This is a genomic window from Pseudomonas mercuritolerans (assembly GCF_025706525.1).
Lineage (GTDB): Bacteria > Pseudomonadota > Gammaproteobacteria > Pseudomonadales > Pseudomonadaceae > Aquipseudomonas > Aquipseudomonas mercuritolerans.
In genome coordinates, this window is sequence record NZ_JAMSHA010000001.1 from 787,599 (window position 1) to 809,932 (window position 22,334).

Below are 22,334 nucleotides of genomic sequence, written 5' to 3' on the forward strand. Positions count from 1 at the left end.
CTGTGAACGCCTGTGCTCACTTGGCATTGGGGCGCCTCCTGGCGCTTCACGCCTTCATTTACACGAGTTTTTCCAATGGCCAAACCGCCCAAGAAATTCGCAACACCCCCAATAACCGATATATCTGCAACCACAACGACAACGACATCCACAACCACAACCACACGAACCGTAGAGACAACCTCCAGCCGCGCCATAACGGCAACGGTTGATGCTTTTTTGTCTCGCCCCGGCTCCACGGTTGCGCAAGTCACGCAAACCACACAAGGTCCGGAGACTCGCCAGGCGGCTGTGGTTGTGACCCCGATGCCTGACAGAGCTGTCACGTCCCCTGACGCCGCTAACCGGGCGATCGCCTGGCCCCAGAGTCGCCGCGACGAGTTGACTCCTTTTGGGGAAAACACGGGCTTGTTTACCGGGCCTGATCAACGCATTTATGCGCAAATCGCAGACGAGGGCCTTTTTGTTGTCGAGCGGAATCAGCAAGGCCGATATTACGTGCCGTTGACTTTTGCGCCAGGCGTTCCCGGCCCCCTGCTGGCGAAGATCGACGGCCAGGCGAGTTGGCGCATTCAGCGTCCGGGCTGGCAAACATCGCCCGAACAGGGTGAGACATCCGCTGCGGCGCAAACCCCGACGTACATTTCCATCGAAGATGCAAAAAGACTGACTGCGGCTGAGATGGACACCAATGGAGTGCGGTACAACAAGCTCAAGCAGACTTTCGTCACTACGGTTGACGGCACGGTCATGGTTCGCAAAAACCAAAACGGCGAATATCAGCAAGCATTTGCATCAACGAGTGAGGCGCCGGAGATATTTTTTGAACAGATTTACGGAACGGTCTTCTGGCGACGGAAAACCTTGCACACTGCATCGACCGAGACCGCGAATGCCGGCCATCCCGCCAGCGCTGAGCCCACCGAAGCAATAGCCGGCCCAAGCAAGCGGGCAAGAGTTGAAGAGCCAACCCAAGCGTCGTCTGGCACACAGGACGAAGAGGCTAAGCTTGCATGGATTCGCTGGGGTCTGTTGAACACCCCACCAGTGGCATCGGTGCAAATGGGCCATCTGCACTATCCCATTGTGCCAGTAGGCTCCAATAAGGCACCGCAGATCTTTTTCGTTCTTAACCCCGAGTTCATGCCAACCGACTTCAACTCCTTCGAAAACATGCTGCAAACCGCGCCCCACCTGCAACCGGTGGCGGCGTATCGATTTGGCGTCAACCCGGGAGAAGTTCATCCCGGTGACCTTCTTTTCCAACAGCCCTTATGGGCAACCGTCAGGCAAATGTTTCCCGGCTTGTCCGACCTCACCGCGCGAGCGGTGGCAATAAGGATGTACGAAACTGCTGACAATTCTTCAACCATCACTGGTACCGGGCTGGTCAACATTCACACCATTCTGAATCAATGGAAGTACCCTGCGTTTGCCAACGCCACAGAGTTCGCCGACCCGGTGAGCATGCTGGCGGTGGCACCTTATACCGAGCGCGCTGGAAAACGACTGATTCGATTGCCCTCGCAGACTGACGCCGAGTTGCTGCGGCTGACGTTCGATCCGCAGGGATCGCCGGTTGAATGGCATCACTACACGACCGACCCGACAGAGCTGAACCTGCAGCGCCTGCTCAGCGCGCTGCTGAGGCGCAGCGGGTATGACATCTATCCAGTGCCGCACGAACGCGGCGCGCCGACGCTGGTATTCAAGGGTGCTCAAAATGACCGGGTGTTCTTGCTGAAGGGCGCCGTCGATCATTCAGACCTTTCCCCTACGCCGGCCGATGAATTGACGCAGCCCGGTCTTCCCGCCAGAGTTGGCCCCGAAGCCTTTGAGGCCCTGACCGAAGCCGCGGCACAAAAAAAACTGACCTGGCTGCTCGGCGGTGTGCTGAAGGTCGACGGCGTTCCCGACTCGGTGTTCATCGTTCGCGAGCGCTAAAGGTCACCCCCGAGCGTCGTGATCGCAGACTCTGCGTTCACAATTGATCGGTAGGTAAAAAAACGCATAAAAAAAGCCCGCAGTGTGAGCGGGCGAAAGACCAAAGAAGCTATATGCGCAGTCGCTTCCCGGTGGGGGCAGCTGCTTGGGGGTCAGCTGCCCCGATAGGTGGAATAGCTGTAAGGCGAAATCAGCAGGGGCACGTGATAGTGCTCCTGCTCGGCGCTGATGCCGAAGCGCAGCACCACCACGTCCAGGAAGGCCGGCTCGGGCAGTTGCACGCCACGGGCGCGGTAGTAATCGCCGGCATGGAACTGCACCTGATAAACCCCGCTGCGGTAATCATCGCCCTGCAGCAACGGCGCATCGACCCGGCCATCGCTGTTGGTTGTCGCACTGGCGACCAATTCCAGCTGCGAGCCTTCAACGCGGTACAGCTCGACCTTGATCGAGCTGCCCGGGCAACCGTGTGCAGCGTCCAAAACGTGTGTTGTCAAACGTCCCATTGATTCTGCGCGCCTGGCCGCAACAAGCGGTCAGACTTCGCGCCTCCCGAAGTCAGTTGAAAAGGAGACCGCACCGTTTCGGAGCACGAAACGCTGCGGCGAGCGACTAATTAAGACACTTTTTAAAAAAATTGTACACAATAAAAACGACATTTTTCGCCTCACCCCCGCCATCCGGGCGTTTATCGCCGATCAACCAGCAAAGCGCCTGATCATTGAACCTTCTATTCATTAGCTGACTGGTCAGGCAGGTTTCTTGCAGGCTTGAACCGTTAGCAGCAAAAGATGAAAGCCGGTGAAAAATGCGAAAATTCAGGCTTACAAAATGTAAATAAAGTTGTATACAATCAGCCCATCGCTGTGACGCCAGCCTGCCAGGCCGCCACACCAATCTGTCAACGTACAAGAAGGAAGACTGCAGTGAGCGCTGACTACCCACGCGACCTGATCGGTTACGGCAGTAACCCTCCTCACCCACACTGGCCGGGTAATGCCCGGATCGCCCTGTCCTTCGTGCTCAATTACGAAGAAGGCGGCGAGCGCAACATCCTGCACGGCGACAAGGAATCCGAAGCCTTCCTCTCCGAAATGGTCGCTGCTCAGCCGCTGCAAGGCGCGCGCAACATGAGCATGGAATCGCTTTACGAGTATGGCAGCCGTGCCGGCGTCTGGCGGATTCTGAAGCTGTTCAAGGAATTCGACATTCCATTGACCATCTTCGCCGTGGCCATGGCCGCCCAGCGTCACCCGGACGTGATCCGTGCGATGGTCGAGGCCGGCCATGAAATCTGCAGCCATGGCTACCGCTGGATCGACTACCAGTACATGGACGAAGCTCAGGAACGCGAGCACATGCTCGAAGCGATCCGCATCCTCACCGAACTGACCGGCGAACGTCCGCTGGGCTGGTACACCGGCCGTACCGGGCCGAACACCCGTCGCCTGGTCATGGAAGAAGGCGGTTTCCTCTACGACTGCGACACCTACGACGACGACCTGCCCTACTGGGAGCCGAACAACCCGACCGGCAAGCCGCATCTGGTGATCCCCTACACCCTCGACACCAACGACATGCGCTTCACCCAAGTGCAGGGTTTCAACAAGGGTGACGATTTCTTCGAATACCTCAAAGACGCGTTCGACGTGCTTTACGCCGAAGGTGCCGAGGCGCCGAAAATGCTTTCGATCGGTCTGCACTGCCGCCTGATCGGCCGTCCTGGTCGCCTCGCTTCGCTCAAGCGCTTTATCGAATACGCCAAAAGTCATGAACAGGTGTGGTTCAGCCGTCGCGTCGACATCGCGCGTCACTGGCAAGAAACCCACCCGTACCAAGGGACTGCAAAATGAGCCGCTTTCAAACCCTGCAACCGTCGACCCTGAGCCGCGACGCTTTCGTCAAAGCCTTCGCCGACATCTACGAACATTCGCCATGGGTGGCCGAAAAGGCCTACGACGTCGGTGCGGACGCTTCGATCGACGAAATCGAAACCCTGCACCAGCGCATGAGCGATATCCTGTTGAGCGCCGATCATGCCAGCCAGCTGGCCCTGATCAACGCTCACCCGGACCTGGCCGGCAAAGCCGCCGTCCAGGGCCAACTGACCGAAGCCAGCACCAATGAACAGGCTGGCGCCGGTATTCACCAATGCACGGCCGAAGAGTTCCAGCGCTTCACCGAGCTGAACGACGCCTACAAAGCCAAGTTCAAGTTTCCCTTCATCATGGCGGTAAAAGGCAGCAACCGGCATCAGATCCTCGCGGCGTTCGAAACGCGCATCAACAATTCGGTGGAAGCCGAGTTCAAATGCGCGCTGGCGGAGATCAACAAGATAGCCCTGTTCCGTTTACTGACTCTTTAGCAAGCCTGGCCCGAGCGTGAATGAACGCGCAAACGCCCAGGGCCCTGCGAGCATCCCCAGCCACTAATTCAAAGGCAGACAAGAAGAATGAAAGCTTACGCCGTACCTTTCGAAAAATACGTCAACCTGGCCGACGCCCGTCTGGGCACCAAGATCATTTCGGTCACCGATGACTGGTTCGCAGACGCCAATCGTCTGTTCCAACCGACCCCGGCCGTATGGAAGGAGGGCGTGTTCGATGACAACGGCAAGTGGATGGACGGCTGGGAGTCGCGCCGCAAGCGCTTCGAAGGTTACGACAGCGCGGTGATCCGTCTGGGCGTACCGGGCTCGATCAAAGGCGTGGACATCGACACTTCATTCTTCACCGGCAACTATCCGCCATCGGCCTCGCTGGAAGCGTGCTTCCTGGCCTCGGGCGAGCCGGATGAAAACACCCAGTGGACCGAAGTGCTGTCGGCCGTCGAGCTGCAGGGCAACAGCCACCACTACCACGAAATCAGCAACGACAAAGCGTTCAGCCACCTGCGCTTCAACATCTACCCGGACGGCGGTGTTGCCCGTCTGCGTGTGTACGGCATTCCGTTCCGCGACTGGTCCGCTGTGGGCGACAACGAGCAAGTGGACTTGGCAGCAGCCCTTAACGGTGGCCGCGCCCTCGCCTGCTCCGACGAACACTTCGGCCGCATGAGCAACATCCTCAACCCGGGCCGCGGCATCAACATGGGCGACGGCTGGGAAACTGCACGTCGTCGCACGCCGGGCAATGACTGGGTAATCGTCGCCCTGGGTCATCCGGGCGAGATCGAAAAAATCGTCGTCGACACCCTGCACTTCAAAGGCAACTACCCGGACACCTGCTCGATCCAGGGCGCGTTCGTGAAAGGCGGCACCGACAGCCAGATCGAAACCCAGTCACTGTTCTGGCGCGAACTGCTGCCAAGCCAGAAGCTGGAAATGCACGCCGAACACACCTTCGTCGAGCAGATCAAGGCACTCGGCCCGATCACCCACATCCGCCTGAACGTGTTCCCGGATGGTGGCGTGAGCCGCCTGCGTGTACTCGGCAAGGTCGCTAAATAAGGTTGAACCCGTTCGCGAGCAGGCTCGCTCCCACAGGGGATAGCATTCCAAAGGTGGGAGCGAGCCTGCTCGCGAAAGCGTCAGAACCAACAAAACAGAATTCGGAAAAGAAGAACAGCATGCGCACATTGACGATTGAACCGCTGACCAAAGAAGCCTTCGCCCCTTTCGGTGACGTGATCGAAACCGACGGCAGCGATCACTTCATGATCAACAACGGTTCGACCATGCGCTTCCACAAACTGGCGACGGTCGAAACCGCGACGCCTGAGGACAACGCAATCATCAGCATTTTCCGCGCCGACGCGCAGGACATGCCGCTGACCGTTTGCATGCTGGAACGCCATCCGCTGGGCAGCCAGGCTTTCATTCCGCTGCTCGGCAACCCCTTTCTGATCGTGGTCGCGCCAGTTGGCGATGCACCTGTATCAGGCTTGGTCCGCGCCTTCGTCACCAACGGCAGGCAGGGCATCAATTACCATCGCGGCGTCTGGCACCACCCGGTGCTGACGATCGAAAAGCGGGATGACTTCCTGGTGGTTGATCGCAGTGGCACAGGCAATAACTGCGATGAGCATTTTTTCAAAGAGGATGAGCGGTTGATCCTCGCCCCCCACCAATAAGAGAAGGTCTGATCACTCGACAACAAGAGTGACAGGCGAGAGGTAAAGACTGTGGAAGCACATCTGTTGGAATGGCTGAACCTGAGCGTGCGCTGGGTTCACATGATCACTGGCGTGGCCTGGATCGGCGCGTCGTTCTACTTCGTCTGGCTGGAGAACAACCTCAACCGCGTCAACCCGAAAACCGGTCTGGCCGGTGATCTGTGGGCGATCCACGGCGGCGGCATCTACCACCTGGAAAAATACAAACTGGCCCCACCGTCCATGCCGGACAACCTGCACTGGTTCAAGTGGGAAGCCTACTTCACCTGGATGTCGGGGATCGCGCTGCTGTGCGTGGTGTTCTACTCCAATCCGGTGCTCTACCTCGTGGCACCCGGCAGCGGCCTCAGCGGTCCTGAAGGCGTGGCCATCGGTATCGGCTCGCTGATCGTCGGCTGGTTCGTCTACGACTTCCTCTGCGATTCGGCCCTGGGCAAGAAACCTGCCCTGCTCGGTTTCATCCTGTTCGTGCTGATCATTGCCGCCGCCTATGGCTTCAGCAAAGTGTTCAGCGGTCGTGGTGCGTACCTGCACGTCGGCGCGATCATCGGCACCATCATGGTCGGCAACGTGTTCCGCATCATCATGCCGGCGCAACGGGCACTGGTTGCTGCGATTGCCGAGAACCGTACGCCGGATCCGGCCCTGCCGGCCAAAGGCTTGCTGCGTTCGCGTCACAACAACTACTTCACCCTGCCAGTGCTGTTCATCATGATCAGCAACCACTTCCCGAGCACTTACGGCAGCCAGTACAACTGGTTGATCCTCGCCGGGATCGCGGTGTTGGCGGTATTGGTGCGTCACTACTTCAACACCCGTCACGACAGCCACAAGTTTGCCTGGACCCTGCCGGTGGCAGCGGTGGGCATGATCTGCCTGGCCTACGTCACCGGCCCGACGCCGATGTCGACTGCACCTGAAGTGGCCAAGGCACCGGCGAAAATCGAGTACCAACCGCTGCCGGAGACGGCACTGGGCGGTGGCGCGAAACCGGCCGAAGCGGCGCAACCTGCGGCACCCGCCGCCCCTGCGGCGGCACCCGCGCAAGCCTCGAATGCCGGCCCCGGTTTCGACAAAGTGCACAACGTGATTCAAGAGCGTTGCACGGTGTGCCACTCGTCCAAGCCGACCAGCCCGTTGTTCAGCGCAGCCCCGGCCGGTGTGATGTTCGACACCCCCGAGCAGATCCGCCAGAACGCCGCACGCATTCAGGCGCAAGCCATCACCACGCAGATCATGCCGCTGGGCAACATCACCCAGATGACCCAGCAGGAACGTGACCTGATCGGTGCCTGGATTGCCCAGGGAGCGCAGACCAACTAAGCGAAAAAGCTTCGCGAGCAGGCTCGCTCCCACAAGGACACCTTGAGCCCCTGTGGGAGCGAGCCTGCTCGCGAATGGCCGCCGCAACGCGGTTTCCCCTGATGCAAAGAAACAGCTGCAAGCAACCCGGCAGCTGTTAATCACAAGAATAAAAAAGATCCGAGGTGTTGCATGTCCGAGCTGTCCAAAGCGCGCATCCCCGACGCACCCGCCATTCAGCGTTTGCCCCTTTTGCAACTGATCCTGGTCGGTCTGCAACATGTTCTGCTGATGTACGGCGGTGCCATCGCGGTGCCGCTGATCATCGGACAGGCCGCTGGCCTGAGTCGTGAAGAAATCGCCTTCCTGATTAACGCCGACCTGCTCGTCGCCGGCATCGCCACCATCGTGCAGTCGCTCGGCATCGGCCCGATGGGCATCCGTATGCCGGTGATGATGGGGGCCAGTTTCGCTGCGGTCGGCAGCATGGTGGCCATGGCCGGCATGCCCGGCATCGGTCTGCAAGGCATCTTCGGTGCAACCATCGCTGCCGGTTTCTTCGGCATGCTGATCGCACCGTTCATGTCCAAGGTCGTGCGTTTCTTCCCGCCGCTGGTGACCGGCACGGTCATCACCTCGATCGGTTTATCGTTGTTCCCCGTGGCCGTGAACTGGGCCGGTGGCGGGGTCGACGCCGCGCAATTCGGTTCGCCGATTTATCTGGCCATCGCTGCGCTGGTGCTGGCCACCATCCTGTTGGTTCACCGCTTCATGCGCGGATTCTGGGTGAACATTTCCGTGCTGATCGGCATGTGCCTGGGCTATGTATTGTGCGGCGTGATCGGCATGGTCGACCTCAGCGGCATGTCCAGCGCACCATGGATTCAGTTCGTCACCCCGCTGCATTTCGGCATGCCCAAGTTTGAGCTGGCACCGATTCTGTCGATGTGCCTGGTGGTGGTGATCATCTTCGTCGAGTCCACCGGGATGTTCCTCGCGCTGGGCAAGATCACCGGCCAGGAAGTCTGCCCGCGCATGCTCCGTCGTGGCTTGTTGTGTGATGCCGGCGCGTCGTTCTTCGCCGGTTTCTTCAACACCTTCACCCACTCCTCGTTCGCCCAGAACATCGGCCTGGTGCAGATGACCGGCGTGCGCTGCCGTTCGGTGACCATCGTTGCCGGCGGTCTGCTGATCGTATTGAGCCTGCTGCCGAAAGCGGCGTTTCTGGTGGCATCGATCCCACCGGCGGTGCTCGGCGGTGCGGCGATTGCGATGTTCGGAATGGTCGCTGCCACTGGCATCAAAATCCTCCAGGAGGCCGACATCGGTGACCGCCGCAATCAGCTGCTGGTCGCGGTGAGCATCGGCATGGGCCTGATCCCGGTGGTGCGTCCGGAATTCTTCGCCCACCTGCCGCTGTGGATGAGCCCGATCACCCACAGCGGCATCGCCATGGCCACCCTCAGCGCGCTGACGCTGAACCTGCTGTTCAACATCCTCGGCGGCAAGGAGCGTGCGGCGATCAATGATTGCCATGCGCACTGATTGAAACCACCACACCACCTGTGGGAGCGAGCCTGCTCGCGAAAGCGCTGTGTCATTCAACATTGATGGCGACTGACACAACCGCTTCGCGAGCAGGCTCGCCCCCGGGGACTACGCAACTGCTTGTGCCTCAAACAATAAAAACAAGAGGGAGCAACAGATGATCCGCACGCAAAGCAACGTTCTGTTGAGTGGCGGCCTGCTGGCCGCGAGTCAGGCCATGGCCGGCGATCTGCTGCTGTGGCAGAGCAACAGCCTCAGCTATCTGTACGGCAAGAACTTCGCGATCAACCCGTCGTATCAGCAGACGGTCACCTTCGAGCACGCCGACAAGTGGAAGTACGGTGACAACTTTCTGTTCGTCGACAAGATCTTCTACAACGGCAAGGAGGACCCGAACAAAGGTCCGCACACCTTCTACGGCGAGTTCACCCCGCGCCTGTCCTTCGGCAAGATCCTCGACCGCAAGATCGAGTTCGGTCCGATCAAGGATGTGCTGCTGGCGATGACCTACGAGTATGGCGAAGGCGAAAGCGAGGCCTACCTGATCGGTCCCGGCTTCGATCTGAAAGTGCCCGGTTTCAATTACGTCACCCTGAACATTTTCCGTCGCCAGACCGAAGGCCCGCGGCCCGGCGATGGTGTCTGGCAGATCACCCCCGCGTGGTCCTACAGCTTCCCGCTGGGCAATTCCGATGTGCTGATCGACGGTTACCTCGACTGGGTCGTCGACAACGACGAAAACTCACGCGGCACCTACCACGCCAACCTGCACATCAATCCGCAGATCAAATACGACCTCGGCAAAGCCATGGGCTGGAGCCAGAAGCAGGTGTACGTCGGCACCGAGTACAGCTATTGGAAGAACAAATACGGCATCGAAAACAGCCACTCGTTCGATACCAACCAGAACACTGCCAGCCTGCTGCTGAAGGTGCACTTCTGAGATGGCCCGCAACCGTGCGCCATGCCTGTCGTCGGTGCTCTGTTGCGGGGCACTTGAGCGCCGACCGAGGAGCCAGTATTCTCCGCGGCCTTCCGAATTCGCTCTAAAAAAAAGCCCGAATTCAATTTCTGACCGAAAAGCCAACTTATCCCGGCTGCGGTCAGTCCTGAGGCATCCCGAAAACACGCTCGTCGACTGTTTTTCAGCAGCCGAACGGGCGTTTTTTGGTTTTTCGAAAGCCTTGGCGCAGCTTTTGCTACCAGCATTCAAAGCTGACCGATCGGATGAAATTTGCGGTACGAAAAAAGGCGCCACATCAGAGCGCCGAACTTAAAAAAATAAAGTGGAACACCTACTTTGGGAGCAACCGAATGAAACGTATGTGCACCAGCCTGATGCTGGCCGGATCGATGTTCGCCGGCGGCCAGGCGATGGCCGAAGGCCTGCTGCAGTGGCAGAACAACAGCCTGACCTACCTGTATGGCAAGGACTTCCAGGTCAACCCGCGCATTCAGCAGACCGTGACCTTCGAGCACGCCGATGCCTGGAAGTATGGGGACAACTTCCTGTTCATCGACAAGATCTTCTACAACGGCAAGGATGATGGCGGCGTCGGCTCCAACACCTACTACGGCGAGCTCAGCCCGCGCCTGTCGTTCGGCAAGATCTTCGATCAGAAACTGGCCTTCGGCCCGGTGACTGACGTGTTGCTGGCCATGACCTACGAGTTCGGTGAAGGCGATACCGAGTCGTACCTGATCGGTCCGGGCTTCGACCTGGCGATCCCGGGCTTCGACTACTTCCAGCTGAACTTCTATCAGCGTCACACCCAGGGCGCACGCGCCGGTGACAATGTCTGGCAGATCACCCCGGTGTGGTCCTACACCATTCCGGTGGGTAAATCGAACATTCTCATCGACGGCTTCATGGACTGGGTAGTCGACAACGATTCCAACTCCAAAGGCGATTACCACGCCAACCTGCACTTCAACCCGCAGGTCAAATACGACCTGGGCAAGGCGCTGAATTTCGGCGAGAAGCAGTTGTATGTCGGTGTGGAGTACGACTACTGGTCGGACAAGTACGGGATCAAGGACAGCCAGTACTTCAAGACCGATCAGAGCACCACGAGCTTCCTGGTCAAGTTCCACTTCTGACCCTGAAAGCTTCGCGAGCAGGCTCGCTCCCACATTCAGACCGAGTTCAAATGTGGGAGCGAGCCTGCTCGCGAAGGCCTCACCGCAGATTTCAGGCCGGAGCCACCGCTTCAGATATCCGCAAAAACCGGCACAGCTCCTCGCGCTTGGCCAACGCATCCCGCCGCCCCAACTCGATCAACTCGCTGCAATACCCGGCCTCGAACAGCAGGTAACTGAGCACCCCCGCCCCGCTCGTCTTCGTCGCCCCCGGCCCGCGCAGAAACAGGCGCAACGCCGCTGGCAGCTCCTGGCGATGCCGCGCGGCGATTTCGTCGATCGGCTGACTCGGCGCAATCACCAGCACTTCCACCGGCGCCACACCCAGCGCGCGGGTTGGCGTGCCGGCCGGGAGCAAATGACTGAACTGATTCAGACGCTGCAGCAACTCGATATCGCTCTCCAGGCTGTCGATAAACGTGCTGTTGAGCATGTGCCCGCCGATCTGTGCCAGCGTCGGTTGCTGGCCGCTGTAGGCGCGCTCCAGCGGCTGCTGCGGATCAACGCCGCGCGGGTTGCCGCTGACGCCCACCACCAGCACGCGACTGGCACCCAGATGCAGCGCCGGGCTGATCGGCGCCGACTGGCGCACCGCGCCGTCACCGAAATACTCCTCGCCGATTTTCACCGGCGCGAACAACAGCGGAATCGCTGAACTGGCCAACAGGTGATCAACCGACAGCTGCGTCGGCACACCAATGCGTCGATGCCGCAGCCAGGCGTCGATGGTGCCGCCGCCCTGATAGAACGTCACCGCTTGCCCCGATTCGTAGCCGAACGCGGTCACCGCCACCGCATGCAACTGCTTGCGCGCGATGGATTCGGCGATGCCGGGCAAGTGCAGTTTTTCCTCGAGCAGTTCGCGCAGCGGCGAACTGTTGAGCAGTGCCACCGGCATCTGCCGACCGAGGCCGAGCAGACTGTGGCTGACAAAACGGCTGGCTTGATGGATGACTCCAGGCCAGTCGCTGCGCAACACCCGGTGGCTGCGAAAGCCCTGCCAGAACAGGGTCAGGCGTTCGATGGCGGCGCGAAAGTCCGTGGCGCCACTGGCCAGGCTGACCGCATTGATCGCCCCGGCCGAGGTGCCGACGATCACCGGAAACGGATTGTCCGCGCCGACCGGCAGCAACTCGGCAATCGCCGCCAGCACCCCGACCTGATATGCCGCCCGAGCCCCGCCGCCGGAAAGTATCAAACCTGTAACCGGTTCAACAGGACTCATCGCAACACTCCAGGATGCTTGTCAGGACGGGTGAATCAACGGCGCTTGGGATAAAGCTTCGGCTCACCCGGCGGGCGACTCTTGAAGCGCCGATGCGCCCATAGATATTGCTCGGGGCAGGCACGCAAAGCGCTCTCGACCCACTGATTGATGCGGATGCAATCGGCCTCTTCGCTCTCGCCAGGGAAGTCTTCCAGCGGCGGATGGATCACCAGGCGATAACCACTGCCGTCGGCCAGACGTTCCTGCGTGAACGGCACCACCAGCGCTTTGCCCAGCCGTGCAAACTTGGTCGTCGCAGTGACGGTGGCGGCCTGAATGCCGAACAGCGGCACGAAGATGCTCTGCTTGGCGCCGTAATCCTGATCCGGCGCATACCAGATCGCCCGGCCCGAGCGCAGCAGTTTGAGCATGCCGCGTACGTCATCGCGCTCCACCGCCAGCGAATCGAGATTGTGCCGCTCGCGGCCACGGCGCTGGACGAAGTCGAACAAGGGATTTTTGTGTTCGCGGTACATGCCGTCGATGGTGTGCTGCTGGCCGAGCAGCGCCGCGCCGATTTCCAGCGTGGTGAAATGCGCGGCCATGAGGATCACGCCTTTGCCTTCGCGCTGGGCCTTCTGCAGATGTTCAAGGCCTTCGACGTGGGCCAGTTTCGCCAGACGCTCGCGCGACCACCACCAGCTCATCGCCATTTCAAAAAAGGCGATGCCGGTGGAGGCGAAGTTTTCCTTGAGCAGGCGTTTGCGCTCGGCGGCGGATTTTTCCGGGAAGCACAATTCCAGATTGCGCCGGGCGATGGTTCGCCGGTCGCTGGCGACGCGATACATCAGCGCGCCCAAAACTCGACCGATGGTCAGCAGCGCCGGATACGGCAACTGCACGATCAGCCACAAAAGCCCCAGGCCGCACCAGAGCGGCCAGAAGCGCGGAGCAAGATATGCTTTTCGAAAACGCGGGCGATCCATTAAAGCTTCCGTAAATACAGTGGCCGCGCATTCTACATCGTTCGACCCGGCTTGCGGCTCGCGGGCGTTCTCGTTATAAGTCTCGGCACTTTTAGTGACAAGCCGTTGTATGCCGACATGAGCCAAACCGACCCGTTAGACCAAGATCCTGTATTCCAGCTCAAGGGCAGCATGCTGGCCATCACTGTGCTGGAACTGGCCCGTAACGACCTCGAAAGCCTCGATCGGCAATTGGCCGCCAAAGTCGCCCAGGCGCCGAATTTTTTCAGCAATGCACCGCTGGTCCTGGCGCTGGACAAACTGCCGCCGAACCAGGGCGCGGTTGACCTGCCGGGGCTGATGCGCGTCTGCCGTCAGCACGGCCTGCGTACCCTGGCCATTCGCGCCAGCCGCATCGAAGACATCGCCGCTGCCATCGCCATCGACATCCCTGTGCTACCGCCCTCGGGTGCCCGCGAGCGTCCGCTGGAGACGCCGGAAGTCGAAGTCAAAAAGAAGCCGGAAAAGCCGCCTGAGCCGAGCGTCAAACCGACCCGCGTAATCACCACGCCAGTACGTGGTGGCCAGCAGATATATGCCCAGGGTGGCGATCTGGTCGTGGTCTCATCGGTCAGTCCGGGGGCGGAACTTCTTGCCGATGGCAACATCCATGTATACGGCCCGATGCGCGGCCGTGCGCTGGCCGGCGTCAAAGGTGACACCAAGGCACGGATTTTCTGTCAGCAATTGAGCGCTGAACTGATCTCCATCGCCGGTCATTACAAGGTCTCCGAGGATTTGCGTCGCGATCCGATGTGGGGCTCGGGCGTCCAGGTCAGCCTGTCAGGCGACGTGTTGAACATCATTCGGCTTTAACGGATACTGCCGCATTTTCCAAGCATCTCTAAAACGTAGCGAAAACGGCTCAAACGAAGTAGGAAAAAGGCCTAAAGCCAAATTCCAGCCAAGGCTGTCCGACTGCAGTAGTTTTCAAGAGATGTTTTTCAGGGGCTGAACAGTCCTTCTTCCTTAGGGGTGAAACACCTTGGCCAAGATTCTCGTGGTTACATCCGGCAAGGGTGGTGTGGGTAAGACCACCACCAGCGCCGCTATCGGTACCGGTCTCGCTCTGCGCGGCCACAAAACAGTAATCGTCGACTTCGACGTGGGCTTGCGTAACCTTGACCTGATCATGGGTTGCGAGCGCCGCGTGGTGTATGACTTCGTCAACGTGGTAAACGGCGAAGCCAACCTGCAACAGGCACTGATCAAAGACAAGCGCCTGGAAAACCTCTACGTACTGGCGGCCAGCCAGACCCGCGACAAAGACGCGCTGACCGTCGAAGGCGTGGAAAAAGTCCTGATGGAGCTCAAGGAACAATTCGAGTTCGTCGTCTGCGACTCCCCGGCGGGCATCGAGAAAGGTGCGCACTTGGCCATGTACTTCGCCGATGAAGCGATCGTCGTGACCAACCCGGAAGTGTCCTCGGTACGTGACTCGGACCGCATGCTCGGCCTGCTGGCGAGCAAATCGCGCCGCGCCGAACGTGGCGAAGACCCGATCAAGGAACACCTGCTGATCACCCGCTACCACCCGGAGCGTGTTGAAAAGGGCGAGATGCTCGGCGTTGAAGACGTCAAGGAAATCCTCTCGGTGACCCTGCTCGGCGTCATCCCGGAATCCCAGGCGGTGCTCAAGGCTTCCAACCAGGGCGTGCCGGTCATCCTCGACGACCAGAGCGATGCCGGTCAGGCTTACAGCGATACCGTCGACCGCCTGCTGGGCAAAGAAAAAGCCCACCGATTCCTCGATGTCGAGAAGAAGGGATTCTTCGAGCGCCTGTTTGGAGGTAGGTAATGAACCTTTTTGACTTCTTTCGTGCCAACAAAAAGCCAAGTACCGCCTCGGTAGCGAAAGAGCGTCTACAGATCATCGTGGCGCATGAGCGCGGCCAGCGCAGCACGCCGGATTACCTGCCAGCCTTGCAGAAGGAACTGGTCGACGTGATCCGCAAGTACGTCAACATCGGCAACGACGACGTACATGTTGCACTGGAAAGCCAGGGCAGTTGCTCGATTCTGGAACTCAACATCACCCTGCCCGATCGCTGAGTCGATCCGGCAGTCGCTACGGCGGCTCGGACTGTTGATGCTCGTGTAGGAGCTGCCGAAGGCTGCGATCTTTTGATCTTCAAAGTCAAAAGATCGCAGCCTTCGGCAGCTCCTACAGGGTTATCAGCAGCTCCGAGCCGCCGTTGGCATTTGTTACGAGGCTGTTTTAATGCCGCTGTCCAACATCCGCATCATCCATCAGGACGCCGCCGTACTGGTGGTCGACAAACCGACCCTGCTGCTCTCGGTGCCCGGTCGCGCTGACGACAACAAGGACTGCCTGATTACCCGCTTGCAGGAAAACGGCTACCCGGAAGCGCGCATCGTCCATCGTCTGGACTGGGAAACCTCCGGTATCATCCTGCTGGCCCGGGATGCCGACACCCATCGCGAGCTGTCGCGGCAGTTTCATGACCGCGAAACCGAAAAGGCCTACACCGCTTTGGCGTGGGGTCAGCCGGAACTGGACAGCGGGAGCATCGACCTGCCCCTGCGCTACGATCCACCGACCAAGCCACGGCACGTGGTCGATCACGAATTCGGCAAGCACGCGCTGACCTTCTGGAAAGTCCTTGAGCGTTGCGGAGAATGGTGCCGCGTCGAACTGACACCGATCACCGGCCGCTCGCATCAACTGCGGGTACACATGTTGTCGATCGGCCACCCGCTGCTCGGTGACGGCCTCTATGCCCACGAGCAAGCGCTGGCAGCCTGGCCACGTCTGTGCCTGCACGCGAGCATGCTCAGTTTCACTCATCCGCAAAGCGGCGAACGCCTGCGCTTCGAGTGCCCGGCGCCATTCTGAAATGCGTGAATACTTTGAAAGCCCTTCCTTGCGAAGGGCTTTTTTTGTCCTGCCAGAATTCCACCGGCAATACATTGACGTAAAGAACTGTCATAAAATTGTAATCAAATATAAAATCATGGCACTTCGATATCAGGCAGGAGGCCTCTTCCGTGTTCTGCAACAAAACACTTCAATCCGAATACCCCATCGTGTGCGCATTCGGTAACACCACCCTGCACCTGAGCGAAGCACCCAGCATCCAGGCCCGCCAAGCCCTCGAGCAACTGATAAAAAAACGTCGCGCGCGCAAACTGACCCGGGCCAGCGCACCGTTGTCGTACTGTGAAACACCACTTTTCGCCAAAGTCCAGCCACTGGACACGTTCAAGGCAAAGGTGCGGGTGAGCCTGAACAAACCGCAACGCAACGGGCGCTTCGACTGGCCGCTCGAAGAACTGATGAATTGCCTCGAAGCTCAGCGCCGGGGCGTGGAGATGCCTCCACTGAAAGGCTATGGCTATACCCGCAGCCGACTTGGCCTGACCGAGGAATTTTTCCTCCTGACTCACCTGCTCGAAGGCCATATCGACGGCGCCGAATGCATCAGACGCAATCCCGAAAACATCGAAGCTTTCATCCTCGACGCGTTCCAACTGCTCAGCTCGCTCGCCAGCAAGAACATCACTCACATGGATTTCTGGGTGGGCAACATCATGCTGCCCGAGCAAACGCAAAGGCCACTCAAAGCCATCGACTTTGAAAACTGCTTCGCCGGCCCGACCGCGCACGCAAGTGAAACACTCGGTTTTCAACTCGGCTTCTTCTATCGTCGGGATATCTACAAGTTCATTACTGAAGCCGCCTACGATCGCCTGGTCGATCAATACATCGGTGCGCTGCCGGATTTGTCGAAAGACAAGTTCGAGACCGTCTACCAGTTGAGCAAACATGAATACGTCGGTCGCAAGCAGCGGCGTGAAGTCTTCCTCACGGGCAGATTGATCGTCGGTTGATACCCTCTCCGGCAACACTTCGAAGCAAGTGTCTGGCCTGCAAATCAGCGAAGCAATACGGTAAACTCGCGCCCCCGCCGTATGGAGCCGCTTATGCGCGAAGCCTTCCCCCCCATGGAAAAAGTACCGCACCAGTTGCTCTACCTGATCTATGGCGACAAAGACGTTTATCGGCGCGAGGCGAAATTCAGCATCCTCACGGCCCTGTCACAGCTGCAACAAGGCGAATCATTGTGCATCCGAGTCCTGACCGATCGTCCGCAGGACTATGCCGGCTGGCCGGTCGATACCGTCACTTTGAGCGAGCAGACCCTGATCCAGTGGCAGGGCGACAACGGCTACCACCACCGCCGCAAAGCGTGCGCCATTGCACTGGGCCTGACACTCGCCGAAAAGACCCTGTTCGTCGATACCGACACGCTGTTTCTCGGTTCACCGCACCGGCTGTTCAGCATGATCACGCCCGGGCGTTACGTGATGGACCGCTTCGAATACGACTGGAGTTACGTCTGTAACCGGGCAGACTACGAAAAACTCGCGCGCTGCCTGCAAGTCCACGGGATTTCGTCGGCGAACAGCTTCAAGCTCTACAACAGTGGCTTGTGCGGCGTCACCGATGGCGATTCAGCGCTGCTGCAAACGTCGATCCGGCTGATCGATGAGTGGACGCAGGATTCGTTCGACATCCATACGATCGAACAGATTGCACTGTCGTTTGCCATGCGCGACCAGCCGATCCAGGAAGCGAAGAAATTCGTCTATCACTACTTCGCCGACAAAAATTTCTTCCACGCCATGCAGAAACACTTTTTCGCCCGCCATGGCGAGGCCTTCCACCCCGAACTGCCAGCGCTGTGCTCCGAGGTTCCGCGCAGCAAGCCCGTTCCATCGACCTGGGAGCGCCTGCGCATCAAGTGGAAGCTGCGCAAAAAGCGCGGCGGCATGAAGAAAGTCGGCCGGGCATTGCTGTTCGGCAGCGCTGCACCTGCCCACCCGTATTACGAGATCTGCCGTCACGAATGGTGGGAATCGGCGTCGCGGGAGATCCTTCGCTGGGACAGTGTCGCGCAAAAAGCCTTCTTCGGCAGCGGCAAGGGCTGGCCGAAGCACCTGCCGAAACCCGCCAGAAAGGATGATCAACAAGCGATCATTGCCTACCTGCGCAAGCGCATCGATCAGCACTCCTGAGCGTGCTTGCGCAAACCACTTGCCCAATGGCGCCGAGTGATGCGTTAAACTGCCGCCCATTGCTGTCTGGAGTTTCTTATGCGCGCAGAGTTGAACCAGGGCCTGATCGACTTTCTCAAGGCCTCCCCTACCCCGTTCCACGCCACCGCCAGTCTTGTTCAGCGTCTGGAGGCCGCCGGTTATGTGCGCCTCGACGAGCGCGAGCCATGGTCCACCGAGGCCAACGGCCGCTATTACGTCACCCGTAACGACTCCTCGATCGTCGCGATCAAAATGGGCCGCAACTCGCCACTGCACGACGGTATCCGTCTGGTCGGCGCCCACACCGACAGCCCTTGCCTGCGGGTCAAGCCGCAACCGGAACTGCAGCGTCAGGGCTTCTGGCAACTGGGCGTTGAAGTCTACGGCGGCGCGCTGCTGGCGCCGTGGTTCGACCGCGATCTGTCGCTCGCCGGCCGCGTGACCTTCCGCCGTGACGGCAAGGTCGAGAGCCAGTTGATCGACTTCAAGGCACCGATCGCGATCATTCCCAACCTGGCCATTCACCTCAACCGTGAAGCCAATCAGGGCTGGGCGATCAATGCACAGACCGAACTGCCGCCGATCCTCGCCCAGTTCGCCGGTGACGAGCGCGTCGATTTCCGCGCCGTGCTCACCGACCAACTGGCCCGCGAACACGGCTTGAATGCCGACGTGGTGCTGGATTACGAGCTGAGTTTCTACGACACGCAAAGCGCTGCGGTGATCGGCTTGAACGGTGATTTCATCGCCGGTGCACGCCTGGATAACCTGCTGTCCTGCTACGCCGGCCTGCAAGCGTTGCTCACCGCCGAGACCGACGAAACCTGTGTGCTGGTCTGTAATGACCACGAAGAAGTCGGCTCGTGTTCGGCGTGCGGTGCCGACGGCCCGATGCTCGAACAGACCCTGCGCCGCCTGTTGCCGGAAGGTGACGAGTTCGTCCGCACCATTCAGAAATCCCTGCTGGTGTCGGCCGACAACGCCCACGGCGTGCATCCCAACTACGCGGACAAGCACGATGCCAACCATGGCCCGAAACTCAACGCCGGCCCGGTGATCAAGGTCAACAGCAACCAGCGCTACGCCACCAACAGCGAAACCGCCGGTTTCTTCCGCCACCTGTGCATGGCCGAAGAAGTCCCGGTGCAAAGCTTCGTGGTGCGCAGCGACATGGGCTGCGGCTCGACCATCGGCCCGATCACCGCCAGCCATCTGGGCGTGCGCACCGTCGACATCGGCCTGCCGACCTTTGCCATGCACTCGATTCGCGAACTGTGCGGCAGCCATGACCTGGCGCATCTGGTCAAAGTGCTCAGCGCGTTTTATGCCAGTCGTGAATTGCCGTAACGGCTGACAAGCTTCGCGAGCAGGCTCGCTCCCACAATTGAACTGCATTTCATTGTGGGAGCCAGTCATCTCCCCTTGGAATGCCAATCAACCCGTGGGAGCGAGCCTGCTCGCGAAAGCGCCTGTGCAGACAGCAGAATCCTCTCGGCCTGTTGCATTCCTGAGCTACATCACACCCTGCCTCGAAAACCCGCCTAGACTGCAAGAATCCTCTACAGACAAGGCAGTCTTCATGATCTCGATGTCCTCCTTCCACGCCATGCTCATTCCCATCCTCAGCGGAATGATCCTGCTGGCCATCGGCTTCAACTTCCGCGACAAGAACGCCGGGGTGTTCGCCATGTGGATCGGCATGCTGATGATCCTCGCCACGGTGGTCTACAAGATCCTCGCCAAACTGAACGAATGACCGAGCCCGGCTCGCATTGCGCCAAGGGGCCTCGTACACTCCAGCGCATCCGCCTATCGCGAGGTTGTCTTCTGGTGTTTGCTCGTCTTTCTGCTTTGCCCGGTCTGTTGCTTGTCTGCCTGATGACACTGCTGCCGCTGGCGCCCGCCGAGGCAGTCGGTCTGCCCGGCCTGCTCAACACTTCCAAGCCGCAGCCTGAAGCCGTGGAACCCCTCGGCCAGTCGCTGGACGAAGTGATCAAGTCGCTGGAAAACGACAAGCAACGCGCGCAGCTGCTCAGTGATCTGAAGAAGCTGCGCGACGCCACGAAGAAAGCTCAGACCACCCCCGAAGAAGGCGTGCTGGGCCTGATCGGCGGCACCCTCGCCAACTTCGAAAAGCAGTTTTCCGGCGCCGACAGCCCGATTACCCGCTGGTCCAACGAATTCGATCTGGCCAAGGACGAACTGACCAGCAAGCTGCTGCCGGCCAATGAATGGCTGCCGATCATCTTCGGTTTCGCGGTGATCCTGATGGTCTGGAGCCTGCTCGCCGCCGCGCTGATCTGGCTTGGCCACCGCGTGCGCATGCGCTTTGGCCTCACCGAAGAATTGCCGCAACACCCCAAGGCCCTCGACATGCTGCGTTTTGCCCTGCGCAAGCTTGGACCGTGGCTGATCGCGTTGGTGATCACGGTGTACATGAGCTACGTGCTGCCGTCGTCACTGGGCAAAAGCCTGGCGATGGTGCTGGCCTATGCCTTGGTGGTCGGCACCTGTTTTTCGGCGATCTGCGTGATTGCCTTCTCCCTGCTCGACGGCCCGCACCGCCATCGTGCGCTGTACATTCTGCGTCATCAGGCGTTTCGGCCGCTGTGGCTGATCGGCAGTTTCGCCGCGTTTGGTGAAGCGCTGAGCGATCCGCGTCTGGTCGAGAGCCTCGGCGTGCATCTGGCGCACACCGCCGCGACCACTGCCAATGTGCTCGCGGCGCTGTCGACCGGCCTGTTCATTCTGCGATTCCGCCGACCGATCGCGCACCTGATCCGCAACCAACCGCTGTCACGCCGCCTGACCCGCCGCGCCCTCAGCGACACCATCGAAATCCTCGGCACCTTCTGGTACGTGCCGGCACTGGTGCTGGTCGGCATCTCGCTGTTCGCCACCTTCGTCTCCGCCGGCGACACCAGCACCGCGCTGCGCCAATCGCTGATCTGCACGGTTCTGCTGGTGTTGTGCATGGTCATCAACGGCCTGGTGCGCCGTCATTCGCTGAAACCACAACGCGGGCCGAAACGCCATGCGCTGTACTCGGAGCGACTGAAAAACTTCTTCTATACCCTGACGCATTTGCTGGTGTGGCTGATCTTCATCGAACTGGGCCTGCGCGTCTGGGGCCATTCGCTGATCGCGTTCGCCGAAGGCGATGGCCATGACATCAGCGTCAAACTGTTCAGCCTGATCGGCACGCTGATTTTCTCCTGGCTGATCTGGATCCTCGCCGACACCGCCGTGCACCACGCCCTCACCCGCTCGCGCAAAGGCCTGGCCAACGCCCGGGCACAGACGATGATGCCGCTGATCCGCAACGTGCTGTTCGTGGCGATTTTCATCATTGCGCTGATCGTCGCGCTGGCGAACATGGGCATGAACGTCACGCCATTGCTGGCCGGTGCCGGTGTGATCGGTCTGGCCATCGGTTTCGGTGCGCAGTCGCTGGTCGCTGACCTGATCACCGGCCTGTTCATCATCATCGAAGACTCGCTGGCCATCGACGATTACGTCGACGTCGGCGGCCACCTCGGCACCGTCGAAGGCCTGACCATCCGCACCGTACGCCTGCGCGATATCGACGGCATCGTCCACACCATCCCGTTCAGCGAAATCAAAAGCATCAAGAACTACTCGCGGGAATTCGGCTACGCCATCTTCCGCGTGGCCGTGCCGTACAACATGGAAATCGACGACGCGATCAAACTGATGCGCGACGTCGGCCAGAAGATGCGCAGCGATCCGTTGCAGCGCCGCAACATCTGGTCACCGCTGGAGATTCAGGGTGTGGAAAGTTTCGAGTCCGGCAGCGCGATTCTGCGGGCACGGTTCAAGACTGCGCCGATCAAACAGTGGGAGGTTTCCCGGGCGTTCAATTTGTCGCTGAAGCGGCAACTGGATGAGGCGGGGCTGGACCTGGCGACGCCGCGGATGAGTGTGCAGGTGATTACTGCCGGTGGCGGTCAGCCGAAGGAATAGCACTCAGGAGC

At 59.8% G+C, this 22,334-nt stretch carries 21 protein-coding genes; 18 read left to right on the forward strand and 3 right to left on the reverse strand.

Translation table 11 applies throughout. From position 1 onward, the window contains the following. Positions 1 to 75 precede the first annotated feature (75 nt). Complete coding sequence (locus tag ND528_RS03660) at positions 76 to 1,944, forward strand: hypothetical protein (protein WP_263469722.1); 1,869 nt, start codon at positions 76 to 78, stop codon at positions 1,942 to 1,944. A 152-nt stretch (positions 1,945 to 2,096) separates the two neighbouring features. On the opposite strand, the gene uraH is transcribed toward ND528_RS03660, so the two are convergent. Next, positions 2,097 to 2,450 carry a hydroxyisourate hydrolase gene (uraH, locus tag ND528_RS03665; protein WP_137216198.1) on the reverse strand — a complete coding sequence of 118 codons (354 nt, stop codon included), beginning with the start codon at positions 2,448 to 2,450 and terminating at the stop codon, positions 2,097 to 2,099. 420 nt (positions 2,451 to 2,870) lie between these two features. Between uraH and puuE the strand changes: the two genes are divergently transcribed. The 8 genes from puuE to ND528_RS03705 all read left to right on the forward strand — a co-directional run bounded on the left by puuE (position 2,871) and on the right by ND528_RS03705 (position 11,007). Continuing rightward, on the forward strand, positions 2,871 to 3,797 hold the full coding sequence (gene puuE / locus ND528_RS03670; RefSeq protein WP_024012213.1) for an allantoinase PuuE: 927 nt from the start codon (positions 2,871 to 2,873) through the stop codon (positions 3,795 to 3,797). Continuing rightward, positions 3,794 to 4,309: a 2-oxo-4-hydroxy-4-carboxy-5-ureidoimidazoline decarboxylase gene (gene uraD, locus ND528_RS03675; RefSeq protein ID WP_263469723.1), complete on the forward strand. Its 516-nt coding sequence runs from the start codon at positions 3,794 to 3,796 to the stop codon at positions 4,307 to 4,309. The genes puuE and uraD overlap by 4 nt, the downstream gene beginning before the upstream one ends. A gap of 87 nt (positions 4,310 to 4,396) precedes the next feature. Continuing rightward, entirely contained in the window at positions 4,397 to 5,392 is a 996-nt protein-coding gene (alc, locus tag ND528_RS03680; protein WP_071171520.1) for an allantoicase, read from the forward strand. Positions 5,393 to 5,511: 119 nt separating this feature from the next. Then, on the forward strand, positions 5,512 to 6,015 hold the full coding sequence (locus ND528_RS03685) for an ureidoglycolate lyase (RefSeq protein ID WP_039763801.1): 504 nt from the start codon (positions 5,512 to 5,514) through the stop codon (positions 6,013 to 6,015). A 51-nt stretch (positions 6,016 to 6,066) separates the two neighbouring features. Next, positions 6,067 to 7,380, forward strand: coding sequence for a urate hydroxylase PuuD (locus ND528_RS03690; RefSeq protein ID WP_016773757.1), 1,314 nt, complete (start codon positions 6,067 to 6,069; stop codon positions 7,378 to 7,380). 171 nt (positions 7,381 to 7,551) lie between these two features. After that, on the forward strand, positions 7,552 to 8,904 hold the full coding sequence (locus tag ND528_RS03695) for a nucleobase:cation symporter-2 family protein (protein ID WP_263469724.1): 1,353 nt from the start codon (positions 7,552 to 7,554) through the stop codon (positions 8,902 to 8,904). 160 nt (positions 8,905 to 9,064) lie between these two features. Continuing rightward, the gene (locus ND528_RS03700) at positions 9,065 to 9,850 is read left to right on the forward strand and encodes an outer membrane protein OmpK (RefSeq protein WP_039763797.1); all 786 of its coding nucleotides are present in this window, start codon (positions 9,065 to 9,067) and stop codon (positions 9,848 to 9,850) included. Positions 9,851 to 10,221: 371 nt separating this feature from the next. Beyond that, positions 10,222 to 11,007, forward strand: a complete 786-nt coding sequence (locus ND528_RS03705) for an outer membrane protein OmpK (RefSeq protein WP_056784020.1) — start codon at positions 10,222 to 10,224, stop codon at positions 11,005 to 11,007. A gap of 91 nt (positions 11,008 to 11,098) precedes the next feature. Here the strand turns inward: ND528_RS03705 and ND528_RS03710 are convergent, their stop codons facing one another. Further along, positions 11,099 to 12,271, reverse strand: coding sequence for a patatin-like phospholipase family protein (locus tag ND528_RS03710; RefSeq protein ID WP_263469725.1), 1,173 nt, complete (start codon positions 12,269 to 12,271; stop codon positions 11,099 to 11,101). 35 nt (positions 12,272 to 12,306) lie between these two features. Beyond that, complete coding sequence (locus ND528_RS03715; protein WP_041479319.1) at positions 12,307 to 13,239, reverse strand: lipid A biosynthesis lauroyl acyltransferase; 933 nt, start codon at positions 13,237 to 13,239, stop codon at positions 12,307 to 12,309. A 117-nt stretch (positions 13,240 to 13,356) separates the two neighbouring features. Between ND528_RS03715 and minC the strand changes: the two genes are divergently transcribed. The 9 genes from minC to ND528_RS03760 all read left to right on the forward strand — a co-directional run bounded on the left by minC (position 13,357) and on the right by ND528_RS03760 (position 22,323). Further along, positions 13,357 to 14,094 (forward strand): septum site-determining protein MinC, encoded by a 738-nt coding sequence (gene minC, locus ND528_RS03720; RefSeq protein ID WP_263469726.1) that lies wholly within the window; start codon positions 13,357 to 13,359, stop codon positions 14,092 to 14,094. A gap of 169 nt (positions 14,095 to 14,263) precedes the next feature. Further along, a complete protein-coding gene (gene minD, locus ND528_RS03725; protein WP_007913953.1) occupies positions 14,264 to 15,076 on the forward strand; it encodes a septum site-determining protein MinD in 813 nt (270 codons plus the stop codon). Next, positions 15,076 to 15,330, forward strand: a complete 255-nt coding sequence (gene minE / locus ND528_RS03730; RefSeq protein WP_003223146.1) for a cell division topological specificity factor MinE — start codon at positions 15,076 to 15,078, stop codon at positions 15,328 to 15,330. The genes minD and minE overlap by 1 nt, the downstream gene beginning before the upstream one ends. A gap of 169 nt (positions 15,331 to 15,499) precedes the next feature. Further along, positions 15,500 to 16,135: an RluA family pseudouridine synthase gene (locus ND528_RS03735; RefSeq protein ID WP_263469727.1), complete on the forward strand. Its 636-nt coding sequence runs from the start codon at positions 15,500 to 15,502 to the stop codon at positions 16,133 to 16,135. A 152-nt stretch (positions 16,136 to 16,287) separates the two neighbouring features. Continuing rightward, a complete protein-coding gene (locus ND528_RS03740) occupies positions 16,288 to 17,130 on the forward strand; it encodes a protein kinase family protein (protein WP_212615650.1) in 843 nt (280 codons plus the stop codon). A 93-nt stretch (positions 17,131 to 17,223) separates the two neighbouring features. After that, the gene (locus ND528_RS03745; protein WP_263469728.1) at positions 17,224 to 18,318 is read left to right on the forward strand and encodes a hypothetical protein; all 1,095 of its coding nucleotides are present in this window, start codon (positions 17,224 to 17,226) and stop codon (positions 18,316 to 18,318) included. Between the two features lie 78 nt (positions 18,319 to 18,396). Next, complete coding sequence (locus ND528_RS03750) at positions 18,397 to 19,686, forward strand: M18 family aminopeptidase (RefSeq protein WP_016773748.1); 1,290 nt, start codon at positions 18,397 to 18,399, stop codon at positions 19,684 to 19,686. A 232-nt stretch (positions 19,687 to 19,918) separates the two neighbouring features. Next, positions 19,919 to 20,095: a hypothetical protein gene (locus ND528_RS03755; protein ID WP_016773747.1), complete on the forward strand. Its 177-nt coding sequence runs from the start codon at positions 19,919 to 19,921 to the stop codon at positions 20,093 to 20,095. A 74-nt stretch (positions 20,096 to 20,169) separates the two neighbouring features. Next, on the forward strand, positions 20,170 to 22,323 hold the full coding sequence (locus tag ND528_RS03760; RefSeq protein WP_212615648.1) for a mechanosensitive ion channel family protein: 2,154 nt from the start codon (positions 20,170 to 20,172) through the stop codon (positions 22,321 to 22,323). The last annotated feature ends 11 nt before the right edge of the window (positions 22,324 to 22,334 follow it).